The 20,958-nt window shown below is 42.4% G+C and carries 32 protein-coding genes; 4 read left to right on the top strand and 28 right to left on the bottom strand.

Going from position 1 to position 20,958, the window contains the following annotated elements:
* Positions 1–93: 93 nt before the first annotated feature.
* From HNP76_RS10340 to HNP76_RS10240, 22 genes are all read right to left on the bottom strand, one after another.
* A complete protein-coding gene (locus tag HNP76_RS10340) occupies positions 94–543 on the bottom strand; it encodes a GNAT family N-acetyltransferase (protein ID WP_184660199.1) in 450 nt (149 codons plus the stop codon).
* A 10-nt stretch (positions 544–553) separates the two neighbouring features.
* Positions 554–1,093 (bottom strand): cysteine hydrolase family protein, encoded by a 540-nt coding sequence (locus HNP76_RS10335; RefSeq protein WP_184660197.1) that lies wholly within the window; start codon positions 1,091–1,093, stop codon positions 554–556.
* The gene (locus HNP76_RS10330) at positions 1,094–1,609 is read right to left on the bottom strand and encodes an NUDIX hydrolase (protein WP_184660195.1); all 516 of its coding nucleotides are present in this window, start codon (positions 1,607–1,609) and stop codon (positions 1,094–1,096) included.
* 2 nt (positions 1,610–1,611) lie between these two features.
* Positions 1,612–2,052 (bottom strand): GNAT family N-acetyltransferase, encoded by a 441-nt coding sequence (locus HNP76_RS10325; protein WP_009105923.1) that lies wholly within the window; start codon positions 2,050–2,052, stop codon positions 1,612–1,614.
* Positions 2,053–2,232: 180 nt separating this feature from the next.
* The gene (locus HNP76_RS10320) at positions 2,233–2,823 is read right to left on the bottom strand and encodes an NAD(P)H-dependent oxidoreductase (protein ID WP_184660193.1); all 591 of its coding nucleotides are present in this window, start codon (positions 2,821–2,823) and stop codon (positions 2,233–2,235) included.
* Between the two features lie 3 nt (positions 2,824–2,826).
* The gene (locus HNP76_RS10315) at positions 2,827–3,333 is read right to left on the bottom strand and encodes an HXXEE domain-containing protein (RefSeq protein ID WP_184660190.1); all 507 of its coding nucleotides are present in this window, start codon (positions 3,331–3,333) and stop codon (positions 2,827–2,829) included.
* A 161-nt stretch (positions 3,334–3,494) separates the two neighbouring features.
* Positions 3,495–3,953: a GNAT family N-acetyltransferase gene (locus HNP76_RS10310; protein WP_184660188.1), complete on the bottom strand. Its 459-nt coding sequence runs from the start codon at positions 3,951–3,953 to the stop codon at positions 3,495–3,497.
* Positions 3,950–4,579: an MBL fold metallo-hydrolase gene (locus tag HNP76_RS10305; protein WP_184660186.1), complete on the bottom strand. Its 630-nt coding sequence runs from the start codon at positions 4,577–4,579 to the stop codon at positions 3,950–3,952. The genes HNP76_RS10310 and HNP76_RS10305 overlap by 4 nt, the downstream gene beginning before the upstream one ends.
* Before the next feature lie 18 nt (positions 4,580–4,597).
* Positions 4,598–5,146, bottom strand: a complete 549-nt coding sequence (locus HNP76_RS10300; protein WP_184660184.1) for a GNAT family N-acetyltransferase — start codon at positions 5,144–5,146, stop codon at positions 4,598–4,600.
* Positions 5,143–5,286: a hypothetical protein gene (locus HNP76_RS10295; RefSeq protein ID WP_184660183.1), complete on the bottom strand. Its 144-nt coding sequence runs from the start codon at positions 5,284–5,286 to the stop codon at positions 5,143–5,145. The genes HNP76_RS10300 and HNP76_RS10295 overlap by 4 nt, the downstream gene beginning before the upstream one ends.
* A gap of 30 nt (positions 5,287–5,316) precedes the next feature.
* Entirely contained in the window at positions 5,317–5,964 is a 648-nt protein-coding gene (locus HNP76_RS10290; RefSeq protein ID WP_184660181.1) for an HAD family hydrolase, read from the bottom strand.
* Positions 5,965–5,981: 17 nt separating this feature from the next.
* The gene (locus tag HNP76_RS10285; protein WP_184660179.1) at positions 5,982–6,449 is read right to left on the bottom strand and encodes a GNAT family N-acetyltransferase; all 468 of its coding nucleotides are present in this window, start codon (positions 6,447–6,449) and stop codon (positions 5,982–5,984) included.
* A gap of 2 nt (positions 6,450–6,451) precedes the next feature.
* The gene (locus tag HNP76_RS10280; RefSeq protein ID WP_184660177.1) at positions 6,452–6,952 is read right to left on the bottom strand and encodes a GNAT family N-acetyltransferase; all 501 of its coding nucleotides are present in this window, start codon (positions 6,950–6,952) and stop codon (positions 6,452–6,454) included.
* A complete protein-coding gene (locus HNP76_RS14370) occupies positions 6,942–7,073 on the bottom strand; it encodes a hypothetical protein (protein ID WP_260309221.1) in 132 nt (43 codons plus the stop codon). Before HNP76_RS14370 ends, HNP76_RS10280 begins: the two co-directional genes overlap by 11 nt.
* A complete protein-coding gene (locus tag HNP76_RS10275; protein ID WP_184660175.1) occupies positions 7,058–7,531 on the bottom strand; it encodes a GNAT family N-acetyltransferase in 474 nt (157 codons plus the stop codon). The genes HNP76_RS14370 and HNP76_RS10275 overlap by 16 nt, the downstream gene beginning before the upstream one ends.
* 35 nt (positions 7,532–7,566) lie before the next feature.
* A complete protein-coding gene (locus tag HNP76_RS10270) occupies positions 7,567–8,391 on the bottom strand; it encodes an NAD(P)-binding domain-containing protein (protein ID WP_184660174.1) in 825 nt (274 codons plus the stop codon).
* A 131-nt stretch (positions 8,392–8,522) separates the two neighbouring features.
* The gene (locus tag HNP76_RS10265) at positions 8,523–8,948 is read right to left on the bottom strand and encodes a pyridoxamine 5'-phosphate oxidase family protein (RefSeq protein ID WP_184660171.1); all 426 of its coding nucleotides are present in this window, start codon (positions 8,946–8,948) and stop codon (positions 8,523–8,525) included.
* 112 nt (positions 8,949–9,060) lie between these two features.
* Positions 9,061–9,930: a helix-turn-helix transcriptional regulator gene (locus tag HNP76_RS10260; RefSeq protein WP_184660169.1), complete on the bottom strand. Its 870-nt coding sequence runs from the start codon at positions 9,928–9,930 to the stop codon at positions 9,061–9,063.
* A gap of 92 nt (positions 9,931–10,022) precedes the next feature.
* Positions 10,023–10,391: a RidA family protein gene (locus HNP76_RS10255; RefSeq protein WP_246462730.1), complete on the bottom strand. Its 369-nt coding sequence runs from the start codon at positions 10,389–10,391 to the stop codon at positions 10,023–10,025.
* A gap of 128 nt (positions 10,392–10,519) precedes the next feature.
* Positions 10,520–10,987 carry a GNAT family N-acetyltransferase gene (locus tag HNP76_RS10250; protein WP_184660167.1) on the bottom strand — a complete coding sequence of 156 codons (468 nt, stop codon included), beginning with the start codon at positions 10,985–10,987 and terminating at the stop codon, positions 10,520–10,522.
* A 77-nt stretch (positions 10,988–11,064) separates the two neighbouring features.
* Positions 11,065–11,565: a GNAT family N-acetyltransferase gene (locus HNP76_RS10245; protein ID WP_184660165.1), complete on the bottom strand. Its 501-nt coding sequence runs from the start codon at positions 11,563–11,565 to the stop codon at positions 11,065–11,067.
* A 213-nt stretch (positions 11,566–11,778) separates the two neighbouring features.
* The gene (locus tag HNP76_RS10240; RefSeq protein ID WP_184660163.1) at positions 11,779–12,729 is read right to left on the bottom strand and encodes a helix-turn-helix transcriptional regulator; all 951 of its coding nucleotides are present in this window, start codon (positions 12,727–12,729) and stop codon (positions 11,779–11,781) included.
* A gap of 103 nt (positions 12,730–12,832) precedes the next feature.
* Between HNP76_RS10240 and HNP76_RS10235 the strand changes: the two genes are divergently transcribed.
* Positions 12,833–13,456, top strand: coding sequence for a type 1 glutamine amidotransferase family protein (locus tag HNP76_RS10235; protein ID WP_184660161.1), 624 nt, complete (start codon positions 12,833–12,835; stop codon positions 13,454–13,456).
* 26 nt (positions 13,457–13,482) lie between these two features.
* On the opposite strand, the gene HNP76_RS10230 is transcribed toward HNP76_RS10235, so the two are convergent.
* Together HNP76_RS10230 and HNP76_RS10225 are read right to left on the bottom strand one after the other, a co-directional pair.
* A complete protein-coding gene (locus tag HNP76_RS10230; RefSeq protein WP_184660159.1) occupies positions 13,483–14,382 on the bottom strand; it encodes an AraC family transcriptional regulator in 900 nt (299 codons plus the stop codon).
* A 37-nt stretch (positions 14,383–14,419) separates the two neighbouring features.
* Positions 14,420–14,863, bottom strand: a complete 444-nt coding sequence (locus HNP76_RS10225) for a GNAT family N-acetyltransferase (protein WP_206173278.1) — start codon at positions 14,861–14,863, stop codon at positions 14,420–14,422.
* 244 nt (positions 14,864–15,107) lie between these two features.
* Here HNP76_RS10225 and HNP76_RS10220 point away from each other — a divergent pair, with 244 nt between their 5' ends.
* From HNP76_RS10220 to HNP76_RS10210, 3 genes are all read left to right on the top strand, one after another.
* On the top strand, positions 15,108–15,983 hold the full coding sequence (locus tag HNP76_RS10220) for a helix-turn-helix domain-containing protein (RefSeq protein WP_184660155.1): 876 nt from the start codon (positions 15,108–15,110) through the stop codon (positions 15,981–15,983).
* 23 nt (positions 15,984–16,006) lie between these two features.
* Positions 16,007–16,399, top strand: a complete 393-nt coding sequence (locus tag HNP76_RS10215; RefSeq protein ID WP_184660153.1) for a VOC family protein — start codon at positions 16,007–16,009, stop codon at positions 16,397–16,399.
* Between the two features lie 156 nt (positions 16,400–16,555).
* Positions 16,556–17,578 carry an ATP-binding cassette domain-containing protein gene (locus tag HNP76_RS10210; RefSeq protein ID WP_184660151.1) on the top strand — a complete coding sequence of 341 codons (1,023 nt, stop codon included), beginning with the start codon at positions 16,556–16,558 and terminating at the stop codon, positions 17,576–17,578.
* A 159-nt stretch (positions 17,579–17,737) separates the two neighbouring features.
* On the opposite strand, the gene HNP76_RS10205 is transcribed toward HNP76_RS10210, so the two are convergent.
* From HNP76_RS10205 to HNP76_RS10190, 4 genes are read right to left on the bottom strand one after another with little or no spacing between them, the layout of a single operon-like run.
* Positions 17,738–18,871 carry a cation diffusion facilitator family transporter gene (locus tag HNP76_RS10205; protein ID WP_184660149.1) on the bottom strand — a complete coding sequence of 378 codons (1,134 nt, stop codon included), beginning with the start codon at positions 18,869–18,871 and terminating at the stop codon, positions 17,738–17,740.
* A gap of 21 nt (positions 18,872–18,892) precedes the next feature.
* A complete protein-coding gene (locus tag HNP76_RS10200) occupies positions 18,893–19,549 on the bottom strand; it encodes a CatA-like O-acetyltransferase, family 2 (protein ID WP_184660147.1) in 657 nt (218 codons plus the stop codon).
* 5 nt (positions 19,550–19,554) lie between these two features.
* Complete coding sequence (locus tag HNP76_RS10195) at positions 19,555–20,079, bottom strand: GNAT family N-acetyltransferase (protein ID WP_184660145.1); 525 nt, start codon at positions 20,077–20,079, stop codon at positions 19,555–19,557.
* Complete coding sequence (locus HNP76_RS10190; protein WP_184660143.1) at positions 20,076–20,816, bottom strand: GNAT family N-acetyltransferase; 741 nt, start codon at positions 20,814–20,816, stop codon at positions 20,076–20,078. Before HNP76_RS10190 ends, HNP76_RS10195 begins: the two co-directional genes overlap by 4 nt.
* Positions 20,817–20,958 lie beyond the last annotated feature (142 nt).

Below are 20,958 nucleotides of genomic sequence, written 5' to 3'. Positions count from 1 at the left end.
GTAAATCTAAATTATCATAGAAGCTTCCTATTTACAGAAAATATTTCAAACCCTCAAAAAAGCTGCTTCTCTTTTTTGAAGCAGCCCTCTTTTTTAATAATCCTTGAGCTTCATGATGAATGCTTTTTTGGCATCACCGTCAAAGCCCAGGTTTCTGTAGAACTGATGGGCTTCTTTCCTGAAGCTTGCGCTTTCCAGAATTACTTTGTAGCAGTCTCGCTCGCGGGCAAAGGCAATCGCCCTTTCCATAACTTTTCTGCCCAGTCCCTGGCCCCTGTAATCCTTGTCGGTGACGACGTTCTCAACAAAGCAGGCCGAACTTCCAATCCGCGTAAGATTTGGAATTATTATGCAGAAACAGGTCGAAATGACTTTTCCGCCTTCGACCACGCCAAAGTATTTTATGTTTTTGTTGCCTTCAATTTCGCTTTTCCAAAGCGCGCGCGCCTTTTCCACCGTAAAGTCGCCGTTTGCTCCGTCAAGCTGCTCGTACAGTTTTATCAGCGAATCCAAATCGTTTTCGTTTAATTCTCGAATTTCCATGGGTTCCTCCTTATAACGTTATTTCAGATTTCAAAAGTTGAACAGCCTGTTCAACGGTAATTATCTTTGCGTAACGCTTTGGCCACATAAATTCATTGTAATATTTGTAGGCTGTTTCCTTATCAAAATAGGGATTGTCATAAGTTGAATTTGCGTATGCCGGAACAATCATGTTGAAGCCTTTTTCGAATCCGCTCTTAACAGTTGCGTCCATGCAATAGTCTGTTGACACTCCGACAGTTACAATATCTTTTTCGCCCTTGGATTGAAGGTATTCTGTCAGACCCGTCATAGGATGAAAAGCGCTGTTCACGTTCTTTTCAAACCGCCTTTCATTGTTTTTCGGCGCAAACTCATCATATATTTCATACCTGTCCGTAGCCTTATCCAGATCTTTGCCAGGCCCGTCATCATGCTGAACATACATGACTTCAATATTGTTTTCTCTTGCTGCGGCAATCAGATCTTTTATATTCTTTTTTACCGTTTCAAACGAATATAAATTTTCGTTAAAGCAGCCCTTTTGCGTATCTACAACTAATAAAACCACTTATTTTACCTCCTTTGCCTTAAGCTCCAATGCCCTTTCTAATGCCCAATTCTGCATTTCAAGATACATCTTGCCGCTAAGCTCGTCATAGTCAATCCACATAAATTTGTGGTCGCTTTCCGTCGGCTCTGAAATTTTCTCAGCCAGACTTCCCGCATAATATGTTTGAATCGGATGGAAATAGCCGATTGTCTCATGCAGGAAATAGGTCTCGGCAGAACAGATTTTTTCTCCGACCGCCGCTTCAAAACCAGCTTCTTCCAGACACTCGCGTTTTATGCATTCGTTGTGGCTTTCTCCTTTTTCGATTCCGCCTCCAAGAAAGAAAAATCCCTTGGGAGTTTTTACTATTCCCACCTTGCCGTCTTTTACAGGAATCAAATAGGCACCTTTCCTGTCAACATATTCCGCATTTTCCTTTGCGCCGAACACTTTATGCAAAGACATGTTTTTAAAATCTAGGCTCATGTGCTTTTCGTAGTCGTCAAGTTTTATTTCTTCCCACGGATTCGCCATTTTTATTCCACCTTCACTTTATGCATTATCCTCAGCCTTTGCGCCTCGTTCGCCGCAAAGCCGAACTTTTCATAGAAAGGAATCTTGTCAGGCATTGCGCAAAGTTCGACGGCAATTTCCGTTCCCTCCGCGCCGTTGGCGTTAATGTATTCAAGAATTTCGCCAATCAAAATTCTTCCCAAACCCCTTCCCTGATAGCCGGGATGGACAACGACATCTTTAATGTAATAGCACAAACCTTTGTCGCCAATCGCCCTTGCCATCGCCACAATTTTTTCGCCGTCGAAAATCGACACCTTGAAGAGCGTGTTTTTCATCGCAAGCTCCGTCTGCTCCAACGAAGGCGGCTCGCCCCACACGGATTCCCACAGAAAAATGAATTCCTTTGCGTTAAGCTCGTTGTATTTTATTGTAAAGCCATTCTCTGTTTTCTTGGTTGTCATTTTTCACCTCACTTCAATTTTTTTTCATACACGCGGGCGCTTTCGCCGTAAATGCTTTGCGCCTCTTCGCGGAAGGCAAAGTCGCATTTTTGGATTTGCGAAAGCCAATGTTCCTTTTTGTCGCTTTCAAAATAATTTATCACTTGCATATTTTTTCTTTCGCGTTCCTCTTTTTATCATTTACAAAAACAGATTTTTTCCTTTTTCGTATGCCGCGGCCAGATTCTTTTCAAAATTCTGCTCGCGGGAATCAAGCTCTCTACTCATGCCGGGGAAGACCACAAAGTCAGATTCCTTTGCGCGGCCAAAAAACCTGTCGCCAATCATGACTTTTTTCATGCTGTCCAAAAGTCCAAAGTTTACAAGCCGCTCCATTGTGTTCCCGGCCGTCACAAGGAACAAAGCCTTGTCCAGAACTTTCATAGTCCTATTCTCGCCGTAAGCAAAACCGTGCGACCATACGCGGTCAAACCAGCCGACTAATTTTGCAGGGGCCTCAGTCCAGAACACAGGATAGATAAAGACAATCGCATCGCATGAATTGATTTTTTTGTGCTCGGCAAGGACATCCTCCGCCAAATCCGGCGTGTTCTTATAAAAGGCATCGCGCAGATATTCTTTTTCTGACAAATCAGTTTTAAAATTCATCTTGTACAAATCAGAAATCTCATATTCGTTGCCCGAATCAACAATTCCCTTGATAAAGGAATCGCGGACGTTCCGCGTAAATGAATCATCCGACGGATGACAGTAAACGACAAACGCTTTCATTTTTTATTCCACCCTATTCCTATTGAACCAGCGCATAATTGCATGAGCGAATCTTAGGTTTATCATCATCACAGCAATGCCAACAGCAATGCACAGTACGCTTACAAAATCAAACTTAACAAAAGCGGCGCATTTTATCAATATGAGAATGCTTATGGGAAGGCATATAACGCTTGTGGCAAATGACGGAATGTATTTTCTGATGAACACGCTCTGTCCAATATGAATGACAAAATGCAAGGTCAAAGCCAGCATCAAAGAAAACCAGAGCGCGCAAAGAATTTTTCCCGGAAAAAAATAGGCTAAAAGGCTTATCCCAAAGAAGGGAATAAACTCCTCGTATACCGCAAGCGCGAATCCGTCAGTTTTAAAATCTCTGTAGACAGCCGTTATTTTAGGAAAACGCTCAAACAGCTCCTGATTGTTTTTAAAGAACCGTTCAAAGCCTATTATCTCTTCCATGTCATGAAAAATAAAAATAATCGGCAAAAACAAAATATAATCTTTCAAATTTTATTCTCCGTCGGCTTTCCGCCTATCGCAATACGCATTCCAACTCATTGCGAAATTCAATTAACGAATGGTTTTCATCGTGCCCATCCGAATTGCTCTTGAACAAATCATGTATATAAACTTTTGCCGCTTCAATTATTTCTTCATTCATATTTTCTCTATTCTTTTTCCAAAACAAATCTAAACACTTTTACATCGCCATCCATCTCAGAGCCCTGAATTTTAAAGCCGCATTTTTCTGTGTAAAACTTTACATTCTGACTTTTATCAGCAGGCGTGACCAGGGTGAATTTCTTCCAATCCTTGTAATATGATTTTGCAAATTCCATGGCAGCAGTCCCAATTCCTCTGCCCTGAAACTCTGGAATCACACATAAACATCCAACTTCAAAATTTCCCTTCTCAATCTCTTTGCAGGAAATGCAGCCGACCGCTTTGCCGTCATTCATAATCAGAAATTTAGGATAATCAATTATCGACTTCTCCATCATCTCTTTGCTTCTTCCATACGCAGGACACTCGCCGTATTTAATGAAGTCCGCGTAAAACGAGGAATTGTAAATTTTTACGAGCCGTTCAGCGTCTGAAATCTCTGCTTTTCGAAAATCTATATTCATATTTTATTCTCCGTAGGCTTTCCGTGACCGTAATAGATTGTCCGCTGCCCCAAGTCTTTGATTTTTTGCGCGCTGTCTTTAATCGCGTCAAAATCATAATACAAGTGACCGAGAGCCGGTCTTACCCAGTTGTCAAGCTCATCTCCGACAAAAAGATGCTTCTGTTCAACGTCAACGCCGATTGAACCGAGCGTGTGACCCGGAAGCCCGATGATTTTTGCCTTGATTCCGTAGGAAGACAGGTCATCGCCTTCCTTAACGAAAATCAGATTCTCCGGCTTCTCGACTTTTGTGTTCCGCAAAACCTTAAGCGAAAGTCCGAGGACAAGCTTTCCGACAAGGCCGTAAGAACTCAGAGGCTGTCTGTCAAAGTCTTCAAAAAGTTCTTCGTCCGTCTTGCTTACAGCCACCGGAATATTGTACCGCTTTGAAAGCTCCGCCGCGTTTTCGGCGTGGTCAAAGTGAACGTGGGTCAGAACGATAAGCTTCATTTCGTACTTGTCGCATTCGGCGATTACCTTGTCCAGATGCGGCCTGCTTGCCGTGTCTATCAAAATCGCCTTTCCGTCGTCAGCGACAATATAGCAGTTGTCGGTTCCGCCTTTAATTTGTGTAATTGTTGTCATATTAAATCGCTCCTACCATTATGCGCTGTTTCTTTCAATCGCGTAACAGACTTCACCGTCCGGCGTTTCTCCTGCACGAATGAAGCGTTCGACAGTCTCCGTCCGGTGCATGACAGATTTTTCCAGTACCCGCCCCGATTTCGGATTCGTGGCGCGGTGATAAGCTTCCAGCCTCTGAAACCCCGTTTGCGCAAAAGTCCAGTCGATGACGGCGGCAAGCGCCTCTCCGGCATAGCCATGCCCCCAGAAATCTGCGCCGATACAGTATTCGATCTCTGCCGTTTCGCAGTCTTCCCAGACCTTGCAGAACGCAATCATGCCGATATTCTGCCCGCTTTCACGCTCTATGACCGCCCAGCGGTAAAAATCCGGCTGTGCATAGCCCGCGAGATATTTCTGCAATAAGAGCTCAGCGGCTTCGGGCGTTTCATAGGTCGGCTCGCCGTACTCATGCTGTACATTCGGAGCGGATGCCCAGTTTTTCAGCATATCTGCGCCGTCTTCCGGCAAAAAGCGCCGCAAAGTCAGCCGCGCTGTTTCGATTTTCTGTGTCCCTGCGTGCTTCATTCCGGTATCCACTTGTCACATTCGGCAATAACTTTGTCCAGATGCGGTCCGCTTGCGGTGTCTATCAAAATCGCCTTTCCGTCGTCAGCGACAATATAGCAGTTGTCGGTTCCGCCTTTAATTTGTGTAATTGTTGTCATATTAGATTAACCATTCCACCTATTTTTTCATCACAAAAGACTAGAAAGAAGAGACGGAAGTTCCCTTATGTCGTTCAGAACGGCGTCAGGAGAGGTGGCCTTTCCGAATCCGTATTTTGCCCAGACGAAAGGAATGCCTGCAAATCTTGTCGCTTTTTCGTCGCCTTCAGTGTCGCCGATATAAACCGCGTCCGCTTTTGATATTCCGTTTCTTTCCATAATCAGGCAGATGTTTCTTCCTTTATCCATGCCTGTGCGGCCCGACATTTCGATGTCCTTAAAAAACGCTTCCATTTTGTGAGCCGTCATGAATGCGGGAACATAGCCGTCTTGGCAATTGCTTACGATATACAAATCGTAATCATTGGAAAGTTTTTGAATCGTTTCCTTCATGCCGTCAAACAAAACCGCGCCCTTTTCCTTAAGGTATGCAACTTCTTCATCTCCGAACTCATCAACTATTTGACGGCGTTTTTCTTGAGAAAGGTCAGGGAACAATGCGTCACCGATTTCTTCCATTGTCTTTCCCATCAAAGATGCGGCCAGCTCCTGTGTCATGCGAAAATTCACTTCGCTATGTTTGTCAAAAATCCGGTTCCAGATAGCGGGCGCGCAACCTGTAGCATCCCACAAAGTTCCGTCCAGATCAAAAATAAGCGATTTTCTACTTGATTTCATTTTTTTCTCCCTCAATTTTAATTTTTTTCATAAAAGACTATGTCCATACGGTCGTTGATTTTTTCGATTCTTCCGGTCTGACGGTAGCCTAGCTTTTCATACAGGTGAAGGTTGCCCTTTTCCTGCAAGATTGTGTCCAGACACCATGAGCCGCCGCCGTGAATCCGCTCCGCCTCTTTGATTGCTTCCTGCGCATAGCCTTTGTTTCGGAATTCTGCCATTATCCAGACAGGAGAAATCCGCTTCGGGCTTCCGTCCTTTTTGTCAATCACGCGGATGACACCGACTTTTTTTCCTCCGGCAAGGATGAAATAATACGTCGTCCAGCTCTCGTTGAACCTGCGGATGATTTTTTCGAGAGTTTCTGCTGCGGGACTTGTCTCAAAATCCTGGTATTTTTCCAGCAGGGGCGAAAAGGCTTCGACCTGCATTTTCCAGATTTCTTCCAAATCTTCCTTCCGTGCAGTTTTTAAAGTCACATTCATCTTTACACACCCAAGTTTTTTTCCATCAGGATGAATTTTCCCTTGCGCCAGTCAGCAGTTCCGGTCTTGCGGTAGCCTGTTTTTTCGTACAGTCGGAGCGCAAAAGGATTCTGGGTAAACACGTCCAGCCGGATTGATTCAATTCCTTCGCCGGACAATTTTTCTTCTATATAATTCAGCGTTTTCTTTGCTATTCCCTGATTTTGAAATTCCGGGTTTACGCAAAGTCGGTGAATCACGCAGAAATTTTCGCCGCGGTAAGTCCAGTCAGCGGCAAAATAAGCCTCGTCCTGGCATTTGTTCAGGGCAAAGATGACCGCAATTTTTCCGTCAATAATTCCCGCATAGAGACTTTCGGCCTTTATGTCGTTAAAAAAATCTTCCCTTGCAGGATAAACTTCATCCCACTGAGGAATGCCGTTCTTTTCCATCACGTCGATTGCGCCCTTTACCAGCCGGCAGATTTCTTCGATGTCATTTTCGCTTGCTTTTCTAAATTCCATATTTACACCTAAAATCACGGCAGGCACCACACGGAGCTGCGCCTTCAATAAGTCCGTCAGAGTTACCCTTGAATATTTCCTGGATATATTGCTTTGTCGCTTCGATTATTTGTTTGTCCATAATATCATTTCTTTGCAACGATTGCAGGCGTCTTCAAAACCGAGTTTTTTATACAACGGATATCCCATAGGTGCTGCCTTGAGTTCGATAAAATCAAGATTCTGTGTTTTGCCAAAATCCATGATCTGTTTGATGATATTGCCCGCAATTCCTTGACGTCGTTTTTCCGGAACAGTATAGACGTTCATAATATTACCGACACGGCCATGAGGAAATCCCGAATTCGCAGGTTTTTCCTGAATCAGCAAAAAAGCAACTGAAATGATACGACCATCTTCCACCGCTGCAAAAACATAGCAATCGCGATTCAGATGATTAGTCAGATATTCCTGAAGCTGGGCTTGGATTGTTGCTTCCATTTCCGAAGTTTGAGGCCCCATATCTTCACGGATAAATTCCATGCGGCATCTTATAATTTCATCAATTTCATTCAAATCAGTTTTTTTGTAATTAATCATATTTGCCTCCTGTTATTTGATGATACTATTTATGCTTACTCCCCGAAAGACTCAATTGCCTTTTCCGTCGTGACCTTGCGTTTTGCCAGTGTCTTTTCAAAAATTTCTGCTGCGACAGGCGGGAATTTTTCCTCAATTACCTTTGTTCCTTCCTGAGTGATTCCGCCTTTCGTTGCCACGCGCTCAATTACGTCCGCAAAAGACATGTTCTTTTCTGCAATCAGGCGGCCTGTTCCGACCATCGTGTTTGCAAGCATTTCGATTATTTTTTCTTCGCTGATTTTTGTGTGCGGCCGGGCAGCTTTTTTAAGCTCGTTGAAAAGGGCGGCGATAAATCCCGGCATGCAGCTTACAAGCTCAGAGCCCATTCCCATTTCATTTTCCGGCAGCTCAATCACGTTTCCAAGCGTGTGAAGGATTCTTTCGAGCACGATTTTGTCCTTTTCGCTCACGCATTCGTTATGGCAGACAAGGGTCTGAGACTCATTGACTTCGGCAGTAACGCTTGGAATAACTTTTGAGATTTTTATCTGTCCGAGGACTTTTTCAAGCTGGCTGAACTGTATGCTTCCGTTCAGGGAAATAATGTGGCTGTCTGCTGAGACCGGCTGAATTTCTTCAAGGACGGCTTTTATGTCACCGGGTCGCAGGCAGACAAAAATGATGTCAGCATTTGAGGCGGCTTCCTTATTCGTTTTGCAGACATTGACGCCGCACTCTTCCTTGAGGGCAGTGATTTTTTCAAAGGTACGGTTGGCAAGGTAAATGTTTTCCGGCTCAACAAGACTTGAAGCAAGAAGCTTTTCAAAAATCATCCTTCCCATGCTTCCGTAACCGATTATCGCGATTTTTGCATCCATAAAAATTCTCCCATATTTTTTAAACTTGCGGCTAAATCACGCTGATTTAGATTATAGAATAAAAAATGAAAATAGAGTTGAACTTTCACACAAGATGCATATTTTTGCCGATGAAATGCAGTGAATTTTGCTTAAAGATCTATGTATTCCTTTGGCTTGAAATTGTCAGTCATGGACCAGGTGCAGGCTTTTCCGTTTTTCATTTTGAAAATCTTCAAGAAGCCCTTAACTTCTTCCTTTGATTTTCCCCACTGCTTTATGAACGCGCGCGACGGATGATTGTAGATTTCCTCAAAAAGCTCGTCGCTTTCATCAAGTTCAAATTTTCCGGAAACACGAACCTGAGTTCCCTTGCACTGGAAGCAAAGTTCTGCATTCGGATTTGCCATAAGCTGCTTGTAAAGGTCCTTAAAGGTTCCGGTGTGAAAAATAATTCCTTCGTCACAGGCTTTGAACATAAGGATTCCGCGGACATGAGGGAAGCCCTTTTCATCAACCGTAGCAAGGTGCATTACGGGACTTCCATTCATCATCTGAAATAATTCTTCTTTTGTCATAATCAACTCCTATAAAACTCCGCGTTAGCGGTGATATAGCTTGTTAAAAATGATAGTCAAATTCAGAATCAATGCTTTTAAAAATCGCTTAAAAGTTTGTAAAATTTATTTATCAGACCTGATATTTTTCCCTGTATTCGGTCGGGCTTATTTCATACGCTTTTTTAAAAACGGCGGAAAAATGTGAAAGTGAATAAAAACCGCATTGTTCGGCTATTTCAGATACGGAAAGGTCGTTTCTCCGCAAAAGCTTTACGGACTTATTCAGGCGGACATCAGTAAGGTAATTTTTTGGAGACATGCCGACTTCTTTTGTAAAAAGCCTGTTGAAATTGGAAACGGACATATTGGCGCTTTTGGCAAAGTCTGAAACGGAAAGGTTCTCGCCGCAATGAAGTTCAATGTAGGTCTGGATTCTGCCTATCCTTTCATTTGTGGAAATAGAGCGCGTGTCATAATTTTCTCCAAGAAGACTGCGGATAATCCAGTGGGTTAAAAGCTTTGTCTGGCACTCAAGGGTAATTTCTCCGTTCTTCATGTTCTTTGAGGATTCAAAAGCGTACAGATGAAGCATTTTTAAAAAATCGTGGCAAATCAAAAACTGCTGTCCTGCATATCTTGGAATTTCATTTTGATACAGCAAAAACTGGCTTTCAAAATATTCCTTATCAATCATGATTGTGTAATAATTCGGGAACTCAACAGCCTTGTCTTCGTGGGGGATGTTGGGAGAGACAATAGAGGCAAGATAATAATTTTTCTTCAGTTCGATTCTTGGGGGAATCAAAAAACCGTCGCTTCCAAATTCAATTATTATCATATAGGACGGATGAACATGCTGTTCTTTTACGGCAAATTCGCAAAAGCCCATCGACTGAATGAAGAGGGCAAAATTTTCATAGACATAGCAGTCAACATTCTTTAAGTTTGACTCTGTAATGGAATCTCCGACTAATTTTTTAATGACTTCCATGTTTTTCATTTCGCTTTTTTCCGTCCGTCGTCAGATTTTTCTCTTGTTTTTCTTAGCTTTCTTTTCCGGAAGTTCGGCATACATAACAATTGATGCACAGATTATTCATCTTTATTTCTATAGGCTATGGCATCAATCTGAAATTTGATTCCACTCCTTATGAAATCAGAAGTATAGGCCTTTCTTGTAGGATATTTGCCGGCAAATCTGTCTTTTAAAATCTTTGGCAAATAATTCAAGTCCTCTATATCCTTAAAGAGACAATCCATTTTCACAACAGATTCCAATGTTAATCCCACCATTTTTAGGCGATTCTCCAGTACATCAATGGCTCCATGAATCTGCTCTTCAATAGACTTACCTTCATTTCCCATGCAGTATCCCACAAAGACAAAATCGCCTGCCTCAATAATTGTGGAATCTGCCCAAAACTCATCTACTTCAATTCTATTTATCTCTTTCATTTTCATAATAACTTATTCCTCCAGAACTATTAACAATTTATATCAGTACGAAAGATTTGAGAAACTTTTTCAAACCATGCCCTGTGTGACAGTATTAAAAAAAGAGAGGACACCGTAAGGCATACCCTCCTTCTCTACCATCTTCTTTTCATCATCAGATAGCAGTTAGTCCCCTTTTTATAAAAATCAGTTAGTTCTCCAACACACTTATAGCCCAGATTTTCATATAATTTCTTTGCTCTCGGGTTAAAATCATCTACAGTTAAAAAATATTTTGCTGAAGGAGAATCGGAAGCATTATCCTCAAAAAACTTCATTAGCTGCCTGCCGATACCATAATTTCTGTATTCTTCCTTTACTGCAATAATATGAAGATAAGGGTAGCTTCCAAAAACACCATTTGTCATGTAGTAAATAAAACCCAGACATTTCTCATTTTCATCCAATGCAACATATACGTTTTCTTGACCCACTGCATATGTAAGCATATTCGCTGCCTTTTCATGATCACTGAAATAGGCTTTTCCTAGGTCAGAATTTTGCAGGATTTCTTTGCAGCTATCAATATATCTCATATCTGCAAGTTGAATATGTATATCCATTAATCTTTACCTCCAGCTCTTTCGTCTCTTTATAAGTTATATCCATATTAAAAGCCTCCTTGTAGATATTCATAAGTTTATTCTCCTTCCATTTCCATGTCGATACAGGTCCATGTTCCTATGGGCATCTCAAATTCCCTGCGGTTGCATTCCTTGAAGCCTACTGATTCATAACATTTCCTTGCGGACTCATTATTCTCAAATACACCAAGGTCAATTTTTTTAACAGTAAAATTATCTTTTACATACTTTATTCCGAGCCGGAGCATCTCTTTTCCGTAGCCCTTTCCTCTGAGTCTGGGATCTACAATAACAAAGCCAAAACGAAGCGTACTGTTGTCATCATCTCTAGGATATCTGATAATGAAATGTCCGATAACAATCCCATTATCATCAATCGCCGTAATGGGGAAGAATCTTCCGCCTTCAAGCTGAGGCAGATAATTATTTTCGATATCTTTTTCGGAAAGCGGAAATTTATTATATCTGTCAGCAGACCATCTGTATAATTCTTCTTCTGTCCTTATCCATCTGCATATAAGGGCCGCATCTTCTTTTTTATACGCTCTCAATTTCATGCTATGCCTCCAGATTTATTCTCTTTATTATAGAATAAAAAAATCCGATGAGGATAACTTTTCCGACAAGATGCATTTTTTGGCGATGAAATGCAGGTCGGGCTAGACCTTCTTCCTTGAAAAATACACCGTAATTCCCAGCGTCAAAAGTTCCGTCGGTCAGAGTAATAAAAGTTGAAAGCACCATTCCGATTGTGCTTGGGATTGCGAACTTCAGCAGGTTCGCGATTTTCTGATTCCGTATACGCGGCCGAGTCTTTCGATTCTCTTTTTTAGCTCTTCACGGACATGCGGCGGTTCCATGCATTCACATTTGTCACCGAAACTCAAAAGCATGTCGTAGTAATAATCACGCTCAATGAAAGGATATTCGGCAAGATAGTATTCTGCGCCGTCAGCTTTTATGCAGTCAAAGTCACAGAATTCAAGCAGGCGGTCGAGGATTGATTTATGAACCCGGAGTTTTATGAAGGTCTGCAATTTTTTGGCGGTCTCTTCAAAATCCAGGACAGGCTTCTGGTATTTTCGCGGAAGGAATTTTTCATCAAGAAGAGTGAGCTCTGCCATACGGGAAAGCCTGAAGAGGCGGAAATCATTTTTGGTGAGGCAAAAAGTCTGAACATACCAGTCACGGCCTTTTAGGACAAGCTGGTAAACTTCCGCTTTTCTTTCTGATTTTGTGCTGTGGCCGTCGATATATGTGAATGAAATCAGCCTGCTTTCCTCAAGAGCCGCCTTTATGATTTCCAGATTGTGATTTACGTTTCTTTCACCAAACCAGGGACTTAAATCAATTAAAACATGACTGGTTCTTATTTCAATATCTTCGGCCTGATCTTCAGGAACGAGGCTCTTTAATTTTGCAAGTGTGTGTTCAACTTCACTGCTGCGGAGCGTTTTCGGCAGGCTGTTCAATCCAAGCAAAAGGGCAGAAAGGTCATCCCTGGAAAAAACTTTTTTATCAATCTTGTACTGACTCATAATCTCAATTCCGCCGCTGGGGCCCGGAGTTGCAGAAACCGGAATCCCTGCCATGCTGATTGCCTCAAGGTCGCGGTAAATCGTCCGCCTTGAAACTTCAAACATGTCAGCAAGTTTCTGCGCGCTTATCCGCTTTTTTTCGAGAAGAATCATGATTATGCTTACAAGCCTGTCGATTTTCATTTTTTTCTGAATAATTTTAAATTGTTGACATAATGCTGTCAACTTTGAGGAAGTAAAATAGCAGCAAGATTACCGCAGACGCGGATATTATTTGGAGGAAATCATGATAACAGTTTACATTTATTTACTTGCCACTCTTGCTGACTGGGAAATCGGGCCTGTTTCGGCGGAACTCAATTCAAGACGCTTTTTCAAAAACAATGCACCGGAACTTATCGTTAAAACCGTCGCCCGTTCAAAAGAGCCTGTAAAAACAATGGGCGGACTCACGCTCATTCCCGACTGCACGATTGATGAAATCAAAGTGAGCGAAAAAACAGTCCTCATTCTACCGGGTGCAAATACATGGAGTGAAGCAGAAAATGCTCAGATAATTCAGAAGGCATCAGACTTGCTTTCAAGAGGCGGAACTGTATGCGCAATCTGCGGAGCTACAGTTGCTCTGGCAAACGCCGGCCTTTTAAATGACCGTCCTCACACGAGCAACGGAAAGGGCTTTCTTGAAATGTTCTGCCCGGATTATAAAGGTCAGAAGTTTTATGTCAATCAGCCTGCTGTAAAAGACGGAAACCTGATAACCGGCAGCGCGACAGGCTCCCTCTTGTGGGCAAAACTGATTATAGAAAAACTCGATGTTTTTAAGCCGGAAACTCTCGAAGCCTGGTACGCATATTTTTCAACAGGAAAGCAGGAGCACTTTTTTGCAATGATGCGGAGCGTGAATTAAATGGCACGACTTCAGATGTCTTTTCCTCACACAATCGGGATGCAGATGTCAAGTTCCATGTAGAACGTGTCCTTGTCGATGCGGCGGTAGATGTCAAAGCCCATGCGGCTGTCTACGTGGTTGCCGGTTTCTGCAAGCCAGTTGCAGAAAAAACTCTGGTAGGCGCTGTAAATCTGCTGGGGGTAGCCTTCGTAGCGGTAAATCGCAAACTTTCCGCCATTGATTGTCATGGTGTTTGGCACTGTCGGTATTCCTGCCCGGCTTGTAATTCCGGCTGCGGCAGTTTTCTGAACCGCATTTTTTAGCCGTGGGTCTTCCGGGTCTACCGTCATGCAGATGTCATAAATGCAATCGTCCGGATTTGTGATTGAAGGATCATTTTTTGTGCATTCAATAAAAAGACTTTTTTCGGTGTAAAAACCTTCATAGCGCTTCATAAAATTGCACCAGTCATCTTCCAGCGTTTTGTAGTTTCCCTTGTGGCGTTCGTAAAGCACAAAATAGTCCGGCAGGGTTTCAATGCGTATCTTCTTGCAACATTCTTCATAAGTTTCAATCTCGTTATCTTTTATATGAAAAAAGGGATGGTAAAAAGAAGTTTCATCGATGTCTTTTCTGAACTGAGCAGGTGTTTTGTTAAAATGATTTCGGAAGAGCACCGCGTAATTTGAAGGCGAATATCCGTAATCGCCGCCAATTTCCGTGATGCTCCTGTCTTTTTCCACCTTAAGCCTGAAAGCGCTCAGTTCAACCTTGCAGCGTTTTATAAAGCCATAGATGCTTTCTCCAGTCTCCGCCTTAAAAAGCCGCTCCAGGTAAAACTTTGAGTATCCGCAAAAATCCGAAATCTTTTCAACAGACAGCTCTTCGCCCGCATGAGAGAAAATATAATCAATTGCCTTGTTTATAATCTGATTTTCAAGCATAAGCTGATTTTAAACACATTCTCCACAACTTACGATTTCACCCGCGATTCTTAGAATAATAAATGAATTCGTTATCCCGTTTTACTTCCACATACCCAAGCTTAAGATAAAAAGCATTTGTCCTTACATTCCAAATGGGCGTATCCAACGCAATTTCCTTTACATCTGAAAAGGCCGCTTCAATTTCCCGCATAATGCAGCTTCCATAGCCTTTGCGATGGAACTCCGGGCTTACAAAAATCCTTCCGACGTATAGCTTGTCTTTATCCAAAAACAGCACCGCCCCGCCAACAATCAGCCCATCATCTGTTAACTTATACAAATGATTTTCTCTTGCCATCTGGGTATGAAAAGGAAGTGACATATAGTCTGGAGGCCCGCCCGCAGAAGGCGCTCCTACCTGAACGTCACTGTCAAAAGCTTTCTTAGATATTTCAGTTAGTGTCAAAGCGTCTAAAGCGCTTGCTTTTACAAATTGCATGCTCATAGTTTTACCTCACGATTTCAAAAAAATAATCAATCGGGAATCCCGTAATTTTTTAAATTACAATATAGATAAAAAAGGCTATAAACAATATTTTTCCGACAAGATGCAGAATTCGGCCGATGAAATGCAATCAGTTTAAGGGCGCCGATTCCGCAAAGCTCGTCTTCCGACATCTTTCCTCAAACGGCAAGGTAATTTTTGCGCTGATAAATTCTTGAAAGTCCTTTATAATAAAAGAATGTTTTTACCAATAACCGCAACGCCGTTTTCTCATTCAGGTTACAGCGAACTTTTGCCGTGCAAAAATCTTGCTCCGTTTGTACGCTGCTTCTGGACAACATGGAATGACGGTTCAAATGTAAATGATTTTTCCTCTGTGATTATTCCAGACGCGTGCGCAGATATAATCATTTCCGTAGATGAAAATGAAAGCAATTCAGACGAGCGGGAAATTTCTGGCATGGGATTTTGCGGTACTACAGACAAAATGTTTCGCTCAAAAAACTCTGACATTGTTCACAGGAGGCTTTTTGGAATCAGATTTTACGCGTGGCAGGCTTTCAATTTTTGCGACGAACCGCTGGCAGAAACTGCAAACAGATTTTTTGATCTGGAAGAACATTTTGCGACAGCCAAAAAAATGCTTTGCAGAAAAATTCATGAGGACATGACTCTTTCAGAATTCAAAAACATAAGCGAAGAAGTTTTGCTTGATTTACTCAATATGCCTTCAAGAAAAATTACAAAACAGGATTCACTTGTACTTGATGCCGTAGTTCAGATGATCCGCACGCGGGGTTCACTTCCGCTTTCGTCGTTATTAAAAGACATTCATGCAGGCGAGCGGCAGCTGGAAAGGCTTTTTAAAAACACCGTTTCGCTTTCTCCTAAAAAGTTTTCTTCGCTTGTCCGTTATCAAAGCTTGTGGCAGGATGTATGCCGTTCAGAAAATTTTGATATTCAGGATGCAGTTTTTAAATATGGATATTTTGACCAGCCGCACCTTCTTAATGATTTCAAGAAATTTCACGGCATGAGTTTTTCTTATGCAGTAAATGCAGCCCTGTCGGATTTTTACAATACAAAAAAGCAAAGCGGCGTTATGCTTTTCTAAAGCAACATTATTGGAGGTTTAAGATGAAACTTGATGGATTTGGAATTTTTGTAAAAGATATGGCTCAGATGATTCGTTTTTATCGTGATGTACTTGGATTTGAAATAAAAGAAGATGAAAATACATCAAACGTTTTTCTCGAAAAAGACGGAACCCTCTTTCTTTTTTACGGCAGAAACGATTTTGAAAAGATGACGAATTCCCGCTTTAATTATGCTGACAAAATTCACGGACATTTTGAAACGGCACTGAGCGTTGAAAACTATGCCGCCGTAGACAAGACTTTTGCAGAAGTAACTTCCAAAGGAGCCGGTGCCGTAATGCCGCCAACAACAGAACCCTGGGGCCAGCGCACCTGCTACATTGCAGACCCGGAAGGCAATCTTATTGAAATCGGTTCTTTTGTAAAAGAGTAAGTGGATAATGGATTTCGACAGTATTTTCAAAGATTTAGGTAAAGAGTGCTTTGCCTTTAGCATAATAGATTCTGCTTATATTCCGATGATTTTGGCGAATTTATAAATGGCACGAATTCAGAAGTCTTTTCTGCCGGCATCTGCCACAATCACGGCATGAATGACAAAATAATTATCAAGGGATTAAGACAGAACAACCTCAAGAACATCAGTCTTGAAATTCCGAAAAACAAGATTGTTGTATTTACAGGAGTTTCAGGCAGCGGAAAATCAAGCATCGTCTTTGACACGATTGCAGCGGAAAGCCAGCGACAGATGAACGAAACTTATCCGGCATATGTGCGCACGCGGCTTCCAAAGCACGAAAAGCCTCACGCGGATTTTATAGATAACCTTACGGCAAGCGTTGTAATAGATCAGGCTCGGCTTGGCGGAAACATGCGCTCAACAGTCGGAACAATCACCGACATGTATTCTGCCCTCCGCCTGCTTTTCAGCAGAATCGGCCTGCCTAAAGTCGGGGCGGCTTCGTGCTTTTCTTTCAACGGAAAAGGCAAGTGCCCTGCCTGCAAGGGACGCGGCGTAATCGTAACCGAGCTTGTCTTTATGGATCCGGTTGTAACAGTCTGTGAGGAATGTGAGGGAAAACGCTACAGCAAAAAATCGCTGGACAAACTCTACAAGGGAAAAAACATCGTGCAGATTCTTGATATGAGCGTGGAAGATGCTCTGGAATTTTTTGAATCCGCCCTGGAAAAAGACCGCGAAAACAAATCCATCAAAAAAATCATCGAACACCTGCTTGCTTTAATGGAAACAGGTCTCCCATATCTTTCGCTCGGTCAGCCACTTTCAACTTTGAGCGGCGGCGAACGACAGCGGGTAAAGCTTGCAAAAGACCTTCATAAAAAGGGAAGCATCTTCATTCTTGACGAACCGACCACAGGACTTCACGCAAGCGACATCAAGCCGATAATGGAGCTCCTGGAAAACTTCGTAGTACGCGGAAACACCGTAATCGTAATCGAGCACAACACCGACGTAATGAAAATGTCAGACTACATAATCGACGTAGGCCCGGACGGAGGAAAAGCAGGCGGTGAAATTGTCTTTACCGGCACGCCAGCGCAGATGCTTGATAGTGGCAAAACGATAACAGCGGAGTATTTGAGGAAATAAAACAAGGAGGGGGAAGCGAGTTTTGCAAACTTTCGATATCAATCGAATGCAAAACTCGTTAGCGGAGCGTCGCTCCCCCTGCGCCCGCACTTCGTTGCGTGCTACCCTTTCTGCGGGGTACCCCCGCAACGCCTTGTTCACACAATCGGGATGCAGATGTCAAGTTCCATGTAGAGCGTGTCGTTGTCGATGCGGTGGTAAATGTCGGTCTTTATGCAAATGGCTGACTATTCCCAGCTTCACTACGAGTTCGACCGCTTTCCCTTCCACAAACTTTTCTATTTCAGAAACAATCTCTTTTTCAAATTTGCCCTCTTCAAAGGGAACCTCTGCATAAAGAATTATCTGTATCCTGCTACCGGAACGATTGAATGTAGTTTCTTCAGCCATTTTCACTGAATAAGGAAGCCTGTTAAGGTATTGCTCAAGCTCTCTGCGCATGTTGCTTTCAGTCTGCCGATCAACAGGAACCATCGGCTGAATCGTGGCAATATATCCGAATTCACGGAAAATGCCGCTTCTTAAACCCGTTATATCATCAAGTACCTCTTCATCCGTTCTGCCCTGCTTCGGAACAACATTAACCAAAGCTCCGAATCGCTCATATCCGTAATCCATAATCTGAACGTCAACGCATTTTTCTATCACGCCCTCGTTATATGACAGGATATACTTCTTCAGTCTGTTTATGGCATCTTCATCTGGCTCCTCTCCCATTATGCGTTTCGATGTATCTGCAAAAGACTTGAATCCGTTATAAATAATGAACAGTGACACAAGAAGTCCACAGTATCCGTCCAAATGAAGTCCTGTAATTGTCTGCATGATGAAAGAAAAGAGAACTACTGACGTGGATACAGCATCAGAAATACAATCAAGTGCCGCAGCCTTATAGACTTGTGAATTGTGTTCTTTCGATTTTGATATATTGAAAAAATAGAGGAAGATTTTTGTGGCTACGGAAATCACAAGTATTATCAGAGCCACTATACTGAATGAAGCTTCGGAAGGATTTCTTATTCCTTCCACAGACTGCATTAACAGCTCCCATCCCACCACTACGATTGAGCAGGACACGGCAATAGCCACCAGCCATTCGATTCTGCCATGGCCGTTCTTATGCTTTCTTCCTCCCGGTATAGCGGAGAACTTCGCACCAAGTTCAGTGATTGCAGAAGTAACGGCATCCATGAGATTATTGGTGGCGTCTGTCATTACGGATGTCAATCCGCAGATGCTTCCAGCAAAAAACTTGAGTCCTGCAAGGCATAAATTAATCAATATCGGTATCATAAGGCACGCTCCAATCCATTTTCATACCTTTAATTTTTCAATTTCATTCTGCAAGTTCGCAAGGAATTTTCCTGCGTGGGCTCCGTCCATCTGCGTGTGGTGGAACTGGAAGGAAAGCGAAAGCTTATAACGGAACCAGAGCTTTTTGTATTTTCCCCAGATGATGAAAGGGTTGTTGAAGATTCCAGAGTTCATTCCGACAGCTCCGTCAATTTCGGTGTCGATAATCGCCGAAGTTCCAATCACCATGCAGCTGTCTGACAAATCCCTGTCCGTACATTTTTCTGCCAAGTTTGCCGTGTGCTTTAAATAGTAGCGGTTGAAGACTTTGAGATTATCCGAAAAAAGCAGGTCGCAGGAATTTACTTCGCCGTCCTTGTTTTTTACAATCGTATTGACCGCAAGATTTTTGTACTGAAGCAGCCTGTCGCCCACAGGAAGCGTGTAAAATTCCTTTATGGAACTTGCTGCTTTTCCAATGCACCAGTCAAGCAGCATGTTGAATTTCAAATGCTTTTTGCGGCTGATTTTAACAAGGTTCGTTACATCCAAAGTCTTGAAAAAAGTCACCATCGGGTTGGGAGCTTTCATCCAAAGTTTGTATGCCATCGCGCGGGTTGTATCCTCAGGATTAACTTCCACAGGCTTGTTTTCTGAAACATCTTTTTCAAGATTCATGCCAGTTACAATCCTAATTCATACAAATAAAAATCAGTCCAGCCGGTGTTGTCAGCAAACAAACGCTGCTTTCCGCAATAAACAAATCCAAGTCCTTCATAGAGTTTCTGAGCAGGAAGATTTGAATAAAGCGCATCAAATCGGCAGACTTTCATTTTATTTGACCGTCCAAGTTCAAGAGCGGCATGAATCATTTTCTTTCCGATTCCTTTTCCCTGAAAATCCGGCATGATTCCAAGAATGTGAAGCACCATCACCTCGTCATCATTTACCTCAAACTGCCATTTTACAGGATAATATTCTTTGTCCTGAGAGAATGTGATTGCAGTTACACCGGCAAGATTTTCACCTTCCATAAACAGATACATGTTCCCGCTGTCGATGTATTTTTGAATCATTTCATCGCTCGGATGCTTTCCGTATTCCCAGCGGACATATTCCTTCATGCCCGGAGTTCGCCTGATTATTTCGATATAGGCTGACCTTACTTTTTCAAAATCAGCGGCGGTCGCTTTTACAAGATTATTCATGCGCTCCCCCGACAGCCCAGTTTTTTCATTTTTGTTTTCTCTCCATACCGCATGGAAACACAGATTTCAGCAAAACCCATACTTTTCCAAAAGGCCATGCCACTTTTATTCCAAGGCAGAACATCGATGTCGATTGTGTCCGCTTTTAAGTAATCCAACAAAAGCTTAAAAGCTTCACTGCCCAAATGTTTCCGGCGGTATTCCTTTTTTATATAGAACTGCCTTAAATATAACGGAGACGCTGTATTCCTTACAAGCGCATAACCGACTATTTTATCTGATGCTTCGAGGGTATCATCTGCAAAGAAATACGCATCATATTCGCCTGAAAGAAAGACTGACATTCTCTTTTCAAGTTCCTTAAGATTCATCGTGTTTGAGCTTTGTTCGTCTTCAATAAGACATTTGTTCATACCCGCCAAAAGCGTAATATCTTTTGTGGAACATTTTACTATTTGCATTTTTAATCCTCCAATTCTTCGGATTTTTTTACAGGAATCCAGATTGCTGTGATTGTCGCGGTAATCCTTTTCACCGAAGTCTGACCGTGCGGGAAAGGCAAGGAATTCTTTTTCGAGGCTGAACTGAGCGTTTACCCCGGCCTTGTTTCCGCGTGCGTCAAGGCGAATCCATTTTTTGAGCGGGCTGATGTAAACCGTGCTCATCGTGTATACAACGCCGGTTCCTGGAATCAGCGTGACAATCAATGCCGTAATTAAAAATTGAAGTGAAATCATTTTTACCTCATTCTATTCAAAATAAACTCATACGAAAATTCAATTCCGCGGCAAGTAAGGCTCTCGCACAATTCAAATCTTCATTCCAATACAATTCGTGTACACGTTTTTTGATATAAGTAAGTTCTGCTTCTCTTATCAT

The organism is Treponema ruminis (assembly GCF_014201975.1).
Classification (GTDB): domain Bacteria; phylum Spirochaetota; class Spirochaetia; order Treponematales; family Treponemataceae; genus Treponema_D; species Treponema_D ruminis.
The sequence above is the reverse complement of the archived record's forward strand: the minus strand, read 5'-3'. Positions and strand labels throughout refer to the sequence as shown.